Origin of the sequence: Mycolicibacterium agri (assembly GCF_002553505.1) — a bacterium.
GTDB lineage: Bacteria > Actinomycetota > Actinomycetes > Mycobacteriales > Mycobacteriaceae > Mycobacterium > Mycobacterium agri.
Window position 1 is genome coordinate 35,340 of the sequence record NZ_PDCP01000008.1, and the last position, 13,865, is coordinate 49,204.

At 67.8% G+C, this 13,865-nt stretch carries 10 protein-coding genes; 6 read left to right on the forward strand and 4 right to left on the reverse strand.

Annotation, left to right across the window (positions count from 1 at the left end):
* The first annotated feature begins 3 nt into the window (after positions 1 to 3).
* From CQY20_RS06315 to CQY20_RS06330, 4 genes are read left to right on the forward strand one after another with little or no spacing between them, the layout of a single operon-like run.
* On the forward strand, positions 4 to 432 hold the full coding sequence (locus CQY20_RS06315) for a RidA family protein (protein ID WP_097939118.1): 429 nt from the start codon (positions 4 to 6) through the stop codon (positions 430 to 432).
* The gene (locus tag CQY20_RS06320; RefSeq protein ID WP_097939120.1) at positions 429 to 1,103 is read left to right on the forward strand and encodes a DUF1028 domain-containing protein; all 675 of its coding nucleotides are present in this window, start codon (positions 429 to 431) and stop codon (positions 1,101 to 1,103) included. The genes CQY20_RS06315 and CQY20_RS06320 overlap by 4 nt, the downstream gene beginning before the upstream one ends.
* Positions 1,100 to 2,254, forward strand: a complete 1,155-nt coding sequence (locus CQY20_RS06325; protein WP_097939122.1) for a M20 family metallopeptidase — start codon at positions 1,100 to 1,102, stop codon at positions 2,252 to 2,254. Before CQY20_RS06320 ends, CQY20_RS06325 begins: the two co-directional genes overlap by 4 nt.
* A gap of 20 nt (positions 2,255 to 2,274) precedes the next feature.
* Positions 2,275 to 3,666 (forward strand): aspartate ammonia-lyase, encoded by a 1,392-nt coding sequence (locus CQY20_RS06330; protein ID WP_097939245.1) that lies wholly within the window; start codon positions 2,275 to 2,277, stop codon positions 3,664 to 3,666.
* Between the two features lie 4 nt (positions 3,667 to 3,670).
* On the opposite strand, the gene CQY20_RS06335 is transcribed toward CQY20_RS06330, so the two are convergent.
* Together CQY20_RS06335 and CQY20_RS06340 are read right to left on the reverse strand one after the other, a co-directional pair.
* The gene (locus CQY20_RS06335; RefSeq protein WP_097939124.1) at positions 3,671 to 5,164 is read right to left on the reverse strand and encodes an aldehyde dehydrogenase; all 1,494 of its coding nucleotides are present in this window, start codon (positions 5,162 to 5,164) and stop codon (positions 3,671 to 3,673) included.
* A gap of 30 nt (positions 5,165 to 5,194) precedes the next feature.
* Positions 5,195 to 7,315 (reverse strand): oxidoreductase, encoded by a 2,121-nt coding sequence (locus CQY20_RS06340; protein WP_097939247.1) that lies wholly within the window; start codon positions 7,313 to 7,315, stop codon positions 5,195 to 5,197.
* Between the two features lie 271 nt (positions 7,316 to 7,586).
* On the opposite strand from CQY20_RS06340, the gene CQY20_RS06345 reads away from it, so the two are divergent.
* Together CQY20_RS06345 and CQY20_RS06350 are read left to right on the forward strand one after the other, a co-directional pair.
* Complete coding sequence (locus CQY20_RS06345; protein WP_097939126.1) at positions 7,587 to 9,137, forward strand: APC family permease; 1,551 nt, start codon at positions 7,587 to 7,589, stop codon at positions 9,135 to 9,137.
* Positions 9,138 to 9,189: 52 nt separating this feature from the next.
* On the forward strand, positions 9,190 to 10,116 hold the full coding sequence (locus CQY20_RS06350; protein WP_097939128.1) for a LysR family transcriptional regulator: 927 nt from the start codon (positions 9,190 to 9,192) through the stop codon (positions 10,114 to 10,116).
* Positions 10,117 to 10,431: 315 nt separating this feature from the next.
* Here the strand turns inward: CQY20_RS06350 and CQY20_RS06355 are convergent, their stop codons facing one another.
* Together CQY20_RS06355 and CQY20_RS06360 are read right to left on the reverse strand one after the other, a co-directional pair.
* Positions 10,432 to 12,777, reverse strand: a complete 2,346-nt coding sequence (locus tag CQY20_RS06355) for an AAA family ATPase (protein ID WP_097939249.1) — start codon at positions 12,775 to 12,777, stop codon at positions 10,432 to 10,434.
* A gap of 60 nt (positions 12,778 to 12,837) precedes the next feature.
* Positions 12,838 to 13,848, reverse strand: a complete 1,011-nt coding sequence (locus CQY20_RS06360) for an FUSC family protein (protein WP_234816125.1) — start codon at positions 13,846 to 13,848, stop codon at positions 12,838 to 12,840.
* Positions 13,849 to 13,865: the final 17 nt, after the last annotated feature.

The following is a 13,865-nucleotide window of genomic DNA, read 5'->3' on the forward strand; positions in this document are numbered from 1 at the left end:
CCGATGACACCGACGCACAAGCGAATCCGGCCTTTCAACACCAAGCAGACCTATCCCGAACAGAACCTCGACAACGACCTGTGCCAAGCCGTCGTCGCCGGGGGAGTTGTCTACTTGCGCGGACAGATCGGCCAGGATCTCGACACCCGCGAGTCGGTCGGCATCGGCGACGTCGCCGCGCAGGCTGAGAAGGCGATGAGCAACATCGCGATGCTTCTCGAGGAGGCGGGCAGCTCGCTGCGCGACATCGTCAAGGTCGTCGTCTACCTCACCGACATCCGGTACCGCGAACCGGTTTACCAGGTGATGGGCCGTTGGCTCAAGGGCGTCTATCCGGTGTCGACGGGCCTGGTCGTGCAAGCGCTCGCCCGCCCTGAGTGGCTTGTGGAGATCGACGCCACCGCGGTGATCAGCGGGGAGGGCGGCCGATGACGTTCACACTCGTCGCGCGGGAGCCCGCCACCGGCACACTCGGCATCGTCGTCTGCTCGTCCAGTCCCGCGGTCGCATCGCGCTGCGCCCGCGCGCGGGCGGGTGTCGGCGTCGTCGCCTCACAGAACGTCACCAACCCGGCACTGGGTGAATACGTACTCGATTCGCTTGCAGCCGGTTCCGACGCAGCCGCCGCACTGAAGGCCGCGCTGGCGCAGGAGCAACACCCCGGCTATCGGCAGGTGCTCGTCGTCGACAGCCGCGGCAACACCGCGGCGCACTCGGGCTCGCAGAGCCTCGGCGTACACATCCACGCCGAAGGCGACCAGGCGGCGGCCGGTGGCAATCTGCTTGCCGACGAGGGTGTGATCGCTGCGATGCTGAGCGGCTACGCCGGCAGTGCTTCGACGGTTTTCGAGGAGCGATTGCTCGAAGGCCTGCAGGCGGCGTTGGCCGCCGGCGGTGAGCAGGGCCCGGTGCACTCGGCGGGACTGCTTGTGGTGGAGGATGTTTCCTGGCCAGTGACCGACCTGCGGGTCGACTACAGCGACAGCCCGGTGTCGGACCTCGTCGAGCTGTGGCGGTTGTGGAAGCCGCAGAAGGACGACTACCGGATCCGCGGCATCGACCCGACCCGCGCGCCCAGTTACGGAGTACCAGGGGACCTATGACCGACATCGACACCGTGGTGGCCGACCGCGTCGCCGCGGCACACCCGCTCCTTGTCCAACTGTCGCGTGAACTCTTCGACGACCCCGAGACGGCGTGGGAGGAGGTGCGGTCCGCGCGTCGAGTCGCAGGAGTGTTGTCGGACAACGGCTTCGACGTCACCGAGCGCTACTGCGGGCTGGAGACCGCCTTTCTCGCACGGGCCGGCAGCGGAGACCTGCACATGGCGCTGTGCGCCGAATACGACGCGCTGCCCGGCCTCGGCCACGCCTGCGGACACAACCTGATCTCGGCGATCACGGTCGGTGCGGCCATGGCGCTGGCGCCCGTCGCCGACGACCTCGGCGTGACGGTCACCGTCATCGGCACCCCGGCCGAGGAAGGCGGCGGCGGCAAGATCGAACTGCTCGACCGCAACGGGTTCGACGGTCAACACGCCGCCGCCATGATTCATCCCGGGCCCGTCGACGTGGCTCGCGCGCGGCCGTATGCGGTGTCGCACAGCCACATCGAGTACACCGGCAAGGCCGCCCACGCCGCCGCCTATCCGGAGCGCGGCATCAACGCGGCCGACGCGTTCACCATCGCGCAGGTCGCGATCGGCCTGCTGCGTCAACAGTTGCTGTCCTCGGTGCGCGTACACGGCATGGTCACCCGCGGCGGTGAGGCGCCCAACGCCATCGCCGAACGCACCGAGGGGCGCTGGTATGTGCGCGCCGAGACACTCGCCGAACTCGCGGCCGTGGAACCCCGCGTCATGCGCTGCTTCGAAGCCGGTGCCCTCGCGACCGGCGCCGAACTGTCCGTCACGCCGGAGTCCAAGCCGTACGCGGAGTTTCGCACCGATGAGGACCTGCTCGCGTCCTACGAGCGGCGGGCCACCGCCGTCGGCAGGCAGTTCGCGTCCGGCCCCGACACCATGATGGCGCGGGCTTCCACCGACATGGGCAACGTGTCGCAGGTGTTGCCCGCGATCCATCCCTACATCGGCATCGACTCGCTGCCCGCGGTCAACCACCAGCCCGAGTTCGCCGCCGCCACCATCACCCCGGCCGCGGAAACGGCGATCGCGCACGGCGCCGTCGCGCTGGCAGGCACCGTCGTCGACGCCGCCACCGACGCCGACATCCGGCGCCGCCTGCTGAACGGTTAGGTAGTCGCGTGTCCGATTTCATGACCCGCACCGAGCACGACCTGCTGGGGGACAGGGAGGTTCCCGCCGACGCGTATTACGGTGTGCACACCGCGCGCGCCGTCGACAACTTTCCGATCAGCGGCGTCGCGATCTCGCGTCACACCGACCTCATCGTCGCGCTGGCCTCCGTCAAACAGGCCGCCGCCGAAGCCAACCGGCAACTCGGGCAACTCGACGACGACATTGCCGAGGCGATCATCGCGGCCTGCGTCGAAATCCGCGGTGGCGCCCTGCACGACCAGTTCGTCGTCGACGAAATCCAAGGCGGCGCAGGCACGTCGACGAACATGAACGCCAACGAGGTGATCGCCAACCGCGCCCTGGAGATCCTGGGCCACCGGCGCGGCGACTACCACGTCATTCACCCGCTCGAACACGTCAACCGCGGGCAGAGCACCAACGACGTCTACCCGACCGCGGTGAAGATCGCGCTGGGCACCGCGTCGCGCAGCCTGGAGCACGCGCTGCGGGGACTCGTCGAGCGGCTCACCGCCAAATCGCACGAGTTCGCGGGCATGCTCAAGCTCGGGCGCACCCAGCTACAGGACGCGGTGCCGATGACGCTGGGCCAGGAGTTCGGCGCGTTCGCCGTCACCGTCGGCGAGGACGCCGACCGGCTGCGCGAGGCGTCGATGCTGATCGCCGAGATCAACCTCGGCGGCACCGCGATCGGCACAGGGCTCAACACCCACCCGGAGTACGCCGAGCTGGTCTGCGGCTTCCTGCGCCGAATCACCGGGCTGCCGTTGACCACCGCGGGCAACCTCGTCGAGGCCACCTCGGACGTCGGCGCCTTCGTCCAGCTGTCGGGCGTCACCAAGCGAGCCGCGGTCAAGCTCTCGAAGATCTGCAACGACCTGCGGCTGCTGTCGTCGGGACCGGGTGCGGGGTTCAACGAGATCAACCTGCCGCCGGTGCAGGCCGGCTCCAGCATCATGCCGGGCAAGGTGAACCCCGTCATCTGTGAAGTCGTCAACCAGGTCGCCTTCGAGGTGATCGGCAACGACTTGACCGTCACCATGGCCGCCGAAGCAGGGCAGTTGCAGCTCAACGCGTTTGAGCCCATCATCGCCCGCGCGCTGCTGTCGTCGATCAGCCATCTCACCGCCGCCGTCACGGTGCTCGGCGACCGCTGCATCGACGGGATCACCGCCAATCCGCAACGCATGCGGGACGCGGCTCTCGGATCGGCGGGCATCGCCACCGCGCTCAACCCGCTGCTCGGGTACGAAGCCGCCACCGCGCTGGCCGCCGAGGCCATCGCCACCGGAGTGCCGGTGCCGGAACTGGTGCGCCGCTCGGCTTTGGTCGACGACGCGGTGTTGGCCCGGGTGTTCAGCCCCGAAAACCTGTGCGGCCGCACCGAATAGCGGCCTAGAAGCGGATCCAGGTCGTCTTCAGGCCGGTGTACTTGTCCAGCGCGTGCAGCGACAGGTCGCGGCCGAATCCGCTCTGCTTGAAGCCGCCGAACGGGGTCTGGGCGCTCAGCGCGTCGACGGTGTTGACCGACACGGTGCCTGCCCGCAGCGCGGCGGCGACGGTGTGGGCCCGCCGCAGGTTGTTCGTCCACACCGACGCGGCCAGGCCGTAGATCGTGTTGTTGGCCATCGCGATCGCTTCGTCGTCGTCGCGGAAGGTCTGGACCGCCAGCACGGGCCCGAAGACCTCTTCGGTGACCAGCTCGGCCGTCGGCGCCAAACCGGAGACGACGGTGGGCTCGATGTAGCAGCCGCGGCCGTCGACCTGCCGGCGGCGGCCGCCGGTCAGGATCTCGCCGTCGGCGCGTTCGATGAAGCCCAGCACCGAGGAGGTGTGCGACTCGTCGACGATCGCGCCCATGCCTGCGGACGGATCCAGCGGGTTGCCCAGCCGCATCTCCTGCGCCCGGCGAACCAGATCCGCGACAAAGTCGTCGGCGATGGATTGCTCAACGAGCAGCCGCGAATTGGCCGAACATACCGCGCCCTGGTTGTAGAACGCCCCGAAGATCGCCATCTCGGCCGCCTGCTCGAGGTCGGCGTCGGCGAACACCACGTTGGGGCTCTTGCCGCCGCACTCCAGCCACACCTGCTTGAGGTTCGAGTCGGCGGCGTATCGCAGAAACTTCTTGCCGGTCTCGGTGGAGCCGGTGAACGCCAGCACGTCGACGTCGGGATGCAGCCCCAAGGGCGCACCGGCCGAAGGGCCGAGGCCGGGCACCACGTTCAGCACGCCGGGCGGAAGCCCCGCCTCCACGGCCAGTTCACCGAGCCGCAGCGACGAAAGCGGCGCCTGCTCGGCGGGTTTCAATACGACGCTGTTGCCTGCGGCCAGTGCAGGCGCGACCTTCCACACGGCGAGGTCGAGCGGGAAGTTCCACGGCGTCACCGCGCCGACGACACCCAGCGGCTCGCGGCTGACCAGCGCGAGGTTGCCCGGCTCGGTCGGCGCGATCTCGCCGTTGATCTTGTCGACGGCCTCGCCGTAGAACGCGAAAAGGTCGGCGGCGGAGGGGACGTCGACGTTGTAGGCCTCGGTGACCAGCTTGCCCATGTCCATCGAATCCAGCAGGGCCAATTCCGCGCGATGCGCAAGGATGAGCTCGGACAGGCGTTGCAGTGTCCGTTTGCGTTCCGCCGGAGACGCTTTGGACCACGCGCCTGACTCGAACGACTTTCGCGCGGCGGCCACGGCGGCGTCGACGTCGTCGGCCTGGGCCGACGCCACCCGCGCCAACAGTTCACCGGTGGCCGGGTTGACCGAGTCGAACGTTTCGCCGGACTGTGCGTCGCGGAACTGGCCGTCGATGAAGACGCCCGTCCTGGGTGTCACCCGCTCGGCGAGATCCGTCCAGTCCGCGAGGGTGGTGGGTTCGGCGGTGGCTACCATCGTTGCTCCTGCATCGTGAAAGGGTTGTGGCTAGCGGCTGTTCACCGATTCGACCGGGGTGATCGGGAGCAGCACCCCCGCCTCGGTGCTGAGCTCGGTGACCTCGCGCCGGAACGGCACCGGACGGTCGTCGGCAGGCTCGTCGAGCTCCTCGGCGTAGCGGTGCCCGGCCCACACGGCGGCCGCGATCGTCGCCGGTGCCCAGGCATCACCCGCCGCTTGGACACTCTTGAGGCCGGCCGCTGCCCAGTCCGACTCGCGCGCCTGCAGCGCGTCGAGCAGCTGGTTCTCCGGCAGCCGCGCGGTGACGAGAACGACCGCGTCGGCCTGCATTTCGGATTCGTCGCCGGTGAAGACACACGCGGTGGTAACGGTGTCGCCGGTGATCGCGGTGACCGCGGCGTTGGTCTTGACGTCGACGCCGGCGCGGATGATCCGCTTGCGAATCCGCTCGACTTCGAGCGTATGGATGGTCCACTGCGACACGTGCGCGGCCGGGGTGATCAGCGTGACGTCGAAGCCCTCGGCGGCGAGCAGTTCCGACAACACCCCGCCCATGTAGTAGTGGTCGTCGTCGTAGATCGCGACGCGTCGGCCCTGCGGCCGGACGCCGGCCATCAGATCGTCGGGCGTCAGCACTTCCGCGTCGGGCGCGATCGGGAGCGGGTGGGTGTGCCAGCGGCCGACACCGTCTCGGCGCCAATGCGATCCGGTCGCGAGCAGCACATGGTCGAAGTCGTTCTCCATGATGTCGTCGACGGTCATCTCGCTCTGCATGAAGACCTCGATGTTGTCGAGCTTGCGGATCTGCTGCACCCGATAGTCGACCACCCTGATCCACGCCGAGAGCCCCGGCAGCTTCGACTCGCGTTCGACGCGACCGCCCAGCACGCGGGTCGCTTCTGCGAGGCTGACGGTGTAGCCGCGATTGCCCAGCGAGCGCGCCGCCTCCAAGCCCGCCGGCCCCGCCCCGACCACGAGGACGTGCGAGTCGGACCTTTTGGGCCGGATGCGCTCGGGATGCCAACCGCGGCGGAATTCCTCGCCCATCGTGGGGTTTTGGGTGCAGCGGATCGGCGACATGGTGAAGTCGCCTGACACGCAGATGTTGCAGCCGATGCACTCGCGGATGTCTTCCAGCTGACCCGTCTCGATCTTCTTCGGCAGGAACGGGTCGGCGATCGACGGACGGGCCGCTCCGATCAGGTCGAGGACACCGCTCTTGATCTGATGCACCATCATGTCCGGCGACGTGAAACGGCCGACGCCGACAACGGGTTTGGTGGTCAGCTGCTTGAGGCCGCGGGCGTACGGTTCCTGACCGGCCTCCGGGCCGAAGCGCGACGTGACCGAGTCGTCCTCCCAGCTGCCAAGGACGAAGTCCCACAGGTCGGGGATCTCGCCGAGCATGCCGATGACATCCTCGATCTCGGCGCGGTTGATGCCCTCGTCGCCGAGAAGCTCGTCGATTGTGATGCGGCAGGCGACGGCCGCCCTTCCGTCGACGGCTTCGACGGTGTCCTCGAGGATTTCGCGCAGCAGCCGCGCGCGGTTCTCCAGGGTGCCGCCGTACTCGTCGGTGCGGTTGTTGTAGCGCCGCGACAGGAAGTGGTGCAGGCCGCCGAGGCAGTGCCCGGCGTACACGTAGACGATGTCGTAGCCCGTCGCCAGCGAGCGGCGCACCGCCTCCAGATGCCAGTGCCGCAGATCGGCGATGTCGGATTTGGTCATCGCACGCGCCTGCACCGGATCGAGATGCCACGACACGACCGGCAAATGCTGTGGCGCCAAAGGGGTTTCGCGGCTGATCAGGTTCGGGCTGTTCAGCCCGTTGTGGGCCAGCTCGATACCGGCCAGCGCGCCGCCCTCGTGGATCTTCTCGGCGATCTTCGCCAGGGCGGGCATGTCCTGGTCGTCCCACAGCCGCAGTTCGATGAACGGGCCGATGTCGGACGTCGGGTGGATCTCCACCTGTTCCGTGCACACCACCGCCCAGCCGCCCTCGGCCTTGACCTGGCGCATGTAGGCCTGGCTGGAGGGGTCGCGATAGCCCATGCCGTTGCAGTGCGGAACCTGGAAGAACCGGTTGCGAGCGGTGACCGGGCCGATCTTGACCGGCTCGAACAAGATGTCGTATCGCGGGTCTCGCATGGGGCTCCCCTCGTTCTTCAGTGCACGCAACCGCACTCGTATCGTTCGCGCCGCCACTAACCACAGTCAACTAGATGTTTCCGTTGATTTGGATCAGGGATTCTGATGCAAGCTGCATCTGATTTTCTGATGTCAATCGACAGAAAAGCATGCTTTACAGATTCCAGGCGGTCGGCCAATGTGATATGGCACACGGCTTGGATTTTGCTCGCCGAGCACCGCTCCCGGCCGCGAAACGCAGTGCTACATCCACATCTCGGGAGTCAGGATCGTGAATACCGACAAACCCTTCGCAGTAACCGACGAAGAGCAGACCGCGCAGGCCGCCCGCGAGACGCAGCACCTGAAGAAGACGCTCGGCCGCTTCGACATCATCTTCCTGATCGTCGCCGCGGTCGTGTCGGTCGAGGTGCTCGGCCAGGTCTCGAGCTTCGGCGGGGAGACCTTCACTTGGGCGCTAGTGCTCGCGGTGTTCTTCCTGGTGCCCTACGCGCTGATCTTCGCCGAGGTCGGCAGCACCTTCACCGGAGAGGGCGGCGTCTACGTATGGGTGCGACGCGCCTTCGGTCGCCCGGTCGCGGCCATCGCGGCGCTCCTGACGTGGGTGACGCAGCCGGTGTGGGTCGGCGGCTCGATGGCCTTCATCGCCGCCGAGACATGGAGCACCTACGTGACGCCGTTCGAGCACGGGAGCTTCGCCGACTACGCGTTTAAGTTGGTGTTCATCTGGCTGACCGTGATCGCGGCGATCATCAGCCTCCGGCACGGCAAGTGGATTCCGAACCTCGGCGCCATCATCAAGATCGCGTTCCTGGCGATTTTCCTGGTCACCACAGGGATCTACGCGGCCCAGCACGGTTTCGCGGGCCTGACCGCGGGCGACTTCTCGCCGACGGTGGCGGGTCTGCTCGGCGTCACCCCGCTGCTGCTGTTCTCGTATCTGGGCTTCGAGTCAAGCAACAGCGCGGCAGGCGAGATGAAGCATCCCGCCCGTGACGTCCCGATCGCCATCGCCCGCTCAGCGGCCATCGCCGTCAGCGCCTACCTGCTGCCGATCGCCGCCATCCTGGTGGTCATCCCGGCCGATGAGATCAGCGGCATCAGCGGGCTGATGGAAGCGGTGGCCGAGGTGTTCACCGTCTACGGCCAGGCGGCGCCGGCGATGCTCGTGCTGACCGGCATCGTGTTCGTCGTCGTCCTCATGACGCAGGGCTCGGCGTGGATGATCATCAGCGACCGGATGCAGGCCATGGCCGCCGCCGACGGCGCCTTCTACGGCGGGTTCTTCGGGCGCTTCCACCCGCAGCTGGGTACGCCGGTGCGGGTCAACCTGCTGTCCGGTGTGGTGGGCACGGTGTTCATGCTGGCCGCGATGCAGGTCAGCGGGTCGGCCAGCGCCGTGTTCGGCGTGGTGCTCAGCATCTGCATCTCGACATTCCTGCTGAGCTACTTGATCGCGATCCCTGCGGCGGTCCGGCTGCGCACCAAGTACCCCGATGTGGCGCGCCCGTTCCGAGTCCCGGTGAGCGATAACGGATATCGCATCCTCGGCGTGCTGTGCTTCGCGTGGATCCTGCTGGGCAGTTGGGTCGCGATCTTCCCGGGTACGCTTGAACGCCTGCTGGGTTTGGAGTACGACTTCGACGAGATATGGGGAGTCAGTCAGACGGTGTTCGAAGTGTTCACCCTTGGCACATTGGCGGTACTGGGCGTGCTCGGTGGCGTCGGGTACCTCCGTGGCAAGGCTCTACGCCTCGAACGCGTCGGCGCGGGCCCGGAGTTGTTCAGCGCCGCTGAGAAACCCACCGAACCCGCGGTGTGAGTGCCGTGGTGACGTGCGGGCTTGTCGCGGCTGACGGTCGAGGAGCGACACGATGCCACGACAGCCCGACGTCACGCTGATCCAACTGCGCTACTTCGTCACCGCCGCTACGCATTTGAGCATGACGAAGGCCGCCGAGGAGCTACACATCGCTCAGTCGGCGGTCTCGGCGGCGGTGTCGCAGCTCGAGCATCAGATCGGCACGCAGTTGTTCATCCGGCACCGGGCCCGCGGGCTCGCGCTCACTGCGGCGGGCGAAGAGATGCTGCGAGACACCCGCAGGCTGCTCGATCACCTCGACGAGGTGCTCGACGTGGCCAGCGGTCATGTCGACCGGATTCGCGGGCGGGTGCGGCTGGCCTGCTTCGTCACCCTCGGCCCGTTCGTGCTGCCGCGGCTCATCGCCGAACTCGGCAAGCAACACCCCGACTTGCAGGTCGACGTCATCGAAACCGAGGCGCATGCCATGCGGGCCGCTTTGCGCAACGGCTCCGCGGAGGTGGCGCTGACCTACGATCTCGGCCTTGGTGGCGGCATCGAAACCGAAATGCTCGCTGTCGCACCGCCGTACGTGGCGCTGGCCCGCGACCACCCGCTGGCCGACTCCGGCGGCGTGGAGCTGACGCAGTTGGCCGACGAGCCGATGGTGCTGCTGGACCTGCCGGAGAGCCGCGACTACTTCGAGAACATGCTGCTGGCCGCGGGAGTGACGCCGAAGATCCGCTATCGCTCGGCCAGTTACGAGACCGTGCGCGGGCTGGTCGCACGCGGGCACGGGTATTCGATCCTCAACCAGCGGCCGGCCTCCGACGGCACTTACGACGGTGGAAAGGTGGCCGTGGTTCCTATCAAGGGTGATGCGCCCGGCCTGCCGATCGTGCTGGCGCGCTCGGCAGCGGTGCGGATGACCGCCCGCGCGCGTGCCGTCACGCTTGCGGCCCGAGCGATCTTCGCCTCGATGCACACCCCGCCCGAGTAGCCGCGGCACAACCCGCCCGAGTAACCGCCGAACGTGCAGATTTCGCGAAAATCCGGCCGGATTTTCGCAGAGGTTTCACGTTGGGCGATTAGCCGCCGCACACCCCGCCCGAGTAGCCGCGGCACACCCCGCCCGAGTAGCCGCGGTACACCCCGCCCGAGTAGCGGCCGAGCGTGCAGATTTTGCGAAAATCCGGCCGGATTTTCGCAGAGGTTTCACGTTGGGCGAGGGGAAATCAGTCACGTTGGGCGAGGGGTAGTCAGCCACGTTGGGCGAGGGGTAGTCAGCCACGTCGGGCGAGGTATCAGCGGGGATCTACCGGCTTGCCGCCCAGGCGAGGAACTCGTCGGCGGTGAACACCGCCTTGCCGTACTCCAGCGCCTTGCGGGCCTTGCCCGACTGGCTGCCTGCCTCGGCGGTGACCAGCACTTCACAGCGCGTCTTGGTCACCGACGCGACAGGCTTGAGGCCCATCGAGGCCGCGAGGTTTTCCATCTCCCAGCGTTCGATGACGCGGCCCGCGCTGTCCTGCGCGGTGCCGGTGAAACAGATTCGCGCACCGGGCACCAGGACGTCGGCGATGTCGTCGCGCTCCGCATACACCGATTCGGGCGCGATCTCGACACCCAGCAGTTTCGACGCCTCCTGCAGTCGCGCCACCACCTCCGCGGGCAGTTGGGCCCGCGACGCGGCCGCCCGCAGTTGATCGGCCACCGACTGGCGCGCCGCGGCGTCCCACGGCGTATCCGAAGCGCTTTCGATCGATGACGCCGCGCGCCCCAGCACCACCGCACCGACGTCGCGGCTGATCCGCAGCAGCGCCGAAAGCCCGGGCAAATGATCGGCTTTGGGTGTCGGCACCGAGTGGTCGCGGCTGACCAGCAGACCCGAAAGCGATTCCGCCGGTTCGGGTTCCTCGAAGGCCGACGATCCCTCCTCGGAGTCGGCGCCGCGGTGTGTGGCCAGTGCCGACTGCGCCCGCTCCAGCGCCGTGCGGCCCGACACCCGCTTTCCGCGCAGTTCGACGCCCAGCGGCATCGCCGTCACATAGCCGAGCCGTTTGAGCTCGAAGTCGATCAGCCCCAACGTCTCGTCCACCCCGACACCCACAGGTGTGCAGCCAGCCAGCATCGGCGCGATCACCGCCCACGCCTCGCGCAGCGTCGGCGCCAACAACACGTCGGACACGCTGATGCCGAACGCATTTCGCGCATCGGCCAGATCTCGCTGCGGGTTGATCAGCGTCGACACCGCGGTGCCGTCGTCGAACGCGACGGCCAGTTCGATGGGCCGTGGCCGCGACATCCGGCCCTCGTCGCCGACGGTCAGCATCCCGATCGCGCAGTAGCGACGCGCGCCCGTATCGCCGGTCGACGTCCGCAGAAACCGCGCGATGCGCCTGTCGGTCTTCAAATCCTTCGGCAGCACAGGCCTTTTCAGCACCAGACCGGACAGCGAGGTACAGCGGCTCAACGCCACATACAGCTGGCCCGTCGAGAACATGCCGCCGGTCAGGTCGACCACCAGCCGATCCAGCGTCTGCCCCTGCGCCTTGTGGATGGTGATGGCCCACGCCAGCTTGAACGGCAGCTGCGTGTAGGAGCCGATCACTTCACGCGTCAACGACCCGCCGCTGACGACCGGCCGCGTCGCTTCCCAGGTGTAGGGCGTGACGTCGGCGCAGGAACCGTCGGCGAATTCGACTTCGACGACGGCGCCGTAGCGGTCGTAGTCGACGCCGATGACGCGGCCCAGCGTGCCGTTGACCCAGCGGTTGCCCTGGTCGTTGTTCAGCATCATCACCTGCGCGCCGATCTTGAACCGCAGCATTTCCTCGACGGGCGGGTCGAACAGCGACAGGTCGCCGTAGACGCGCGCGTTGTGCACCAGCTCGTCGCCGGGCAACCGCTCGAGCTGCTGGCGGTTGCGCGCCGTCACCAGCCGGTTGGTCGGCGCCAGCGTCAGCCAGAACTCGTCGTCGGGCGGCACGAATTCCTTGTCGGCGCGGGCGTTCAACTGCTCCTGAGCGTGGCCCAACAGCACGCCCTCGCGAATCTCGTTGAGAATCGCGGTCATTCGATCATCGCCGAGCTGACGGAAAACCGTCGTCAACGCGACGGTGGGGAAGTCCTCGCGGCGGAAACTGTGCGCGGAGAAGAAGTACGGCGTCTCATACGTCGTCGAGAAGAAGTCAGCCTCGCCCTCGCTGACGACTGGCGGCAGCTGGTAGAGGTCGCCCACCAGGACGATCTGCACACCGCCGAACGGCTCGCCGGGCTGCGGCCCGAACCGCGTCAGCGCCGCGGCCACCATGTCGAACACGTCGGCGCGCACCATCGATGCCTCGTCGATGATCAACGTCTCCAGCGACGCCAGCGTCTTGGCGAAGCGGCCCGGGCGGTACTGGCCGCCGCGGACATCGGCGAGCGTGGTCGTCGGCCGGAACCCGAACAGCCGGTGAATGGTGTAGCCGTCGACGTTGAGCGCCGCGATGCCCGTCGGCGCTGCGACCACCACCCGGCGGTCGGTGTCGGCCATGAACAGCCTGATCAGCGTCGACTTGCCCGTGCCCGCCTTGCCGGTCAGGAACACATTCCTGCCGGCGTCCAGCAGCTCGAGCGCGTGGCGGAACTCGTCGGTGAGGACCAGCCCGTCGGTCACCTGCACCACGCCAACCCACGTTACTGCCGCCGCGCGCGCGGCCGGCGGCCATCCACAGGGCTACGCCTCGCGGTCGGAGTAGCGGCCGAAGACGCTCTCGGCGATCGCGATCACCGCGGCGACCGTGACGACGCCGACGACGGTCCACACCACCCGCTCCACGTCGACGTGGAAGACGTTCCCGTGCGGGGCGTTGAACAGGACGATCGCGGCGGTCACGAACGTGACGAACCACGCATAGCGGGCATGCATCAGCTGCAGCACCGCCGCCACGACCATGGCCGCAGTGCCGATCAGGACCAGCGCCGAGACGTTGACGACGATCGCGGCCACCGCCGCCGCGACGAAGCCGCCGATCAGCGTCCCGATCGTGCGCTCGGCGATCATCGTCCGCGACTCGTCGTACGTCGGCCGCGTGACGATGACGATCGTGGCCAGCACCAAGCCGGCGGCGCTGCCCAATAACCACGTCGACGCGATCAGCGTTCCTGCGCCGAGCATGGCCATCAGCGCGGTGGCGTAGAACCCGACGATCGGCCACGGCACCTGATCCGGCAGCCCGGTGGATTCGTTGCGCAGCAGCACCGCGCCGATCGCCACCGTCCACAGCCCGCCGCCCATCGCCAGCGCCGCACAGATGAGCGCGTGGGCGGCGCGGCCCGGGGTTTCGGTGCCGAACGTCAGGATGGGATGGCCCGCGATGATGGTGATCATGGGTTGCACCGCAAGGAAGATCCCCGCGGTGTGCAGTCCCCACCGCGCGGACAGCCCGAGCAGACCCGCGACGACGACGGCGAACACCGTCGCAAGCGCGGTGTGACCGAATACCAGCACCGAAATCCCATTTGTCAAGCCCGCCAACGGTATTGCGGCCAGCGCGAACTGCGGGGCGAACATCCACGCGGTGATCACCGGAAGCACGCCCGCGATCACCATCGCCGCGGCGGGCCGCAGCGGTGTGGCGTCGACGACCACCTCGGGCACGAACAGCGGAATGACGACCAGCAGAATGCCAAGCACTTGTTTCAGCGTCGACGACTCCACAGCTGCGTCGACGCGGTCGGTGCTCACGGCTTCGTTGAGATCTC

What these genes read in the sequence shown, in the direction of transcription:
- CQY20_RS06330 (WP_097939245.1), top strand. Translation starts at nt 2,275, where the DNA reads ATGACCCGCACCGAGCACGACCTGCTGGGGGACAGGGAGGTTCCCGCC.
- CQY20_RS06340 (WP_097939247.1), bottom strand. Translation starts at nt 7,315, where the DNA reads ATGCGAGACCCGCGATACGACATCTTGTTCGAGCCGGTCAAGATCGGC.
- CQY20_RS06315 (WP_097939118.1), top strand. Translation starts at nt 4, where the DNA reads ATGACACCGACGCACAAGCGAATCCGGCCTTTCAACACCAAGCAGACC.
- CQY20_RS06335 (WP_097939124.1), bottom strand. Translation starts at nt 5,164, where the DNA reads ATGGTAGCCACCGCCGAACCCACCACCCTCGCGGACTGGACGGATCTC.
- CQY20_RS06350 (WP_097939128.1), top strand. Translation starts at nt 9,190, where the DNA reads ATGCCACGACAGCCCGACGTCACGCTGATCCAACTGCGCTACTTCGTC.
- CQY20_RS06325 (WP_097939122.1), top strand. Translation starts at nt 1,100, where the DNA reads ATGACCGACATCGACACCGTGGTGGCCGACCGCGTCGCCGCGGCACAC.
- CQY20_RS06320 (WP_097939120.1), top strand. Translation starts at nt 429, where the DNA reads ATGACGTTCACACTCGTCGCGCGGGAGCCCGCCACCGGCACACTCGGC.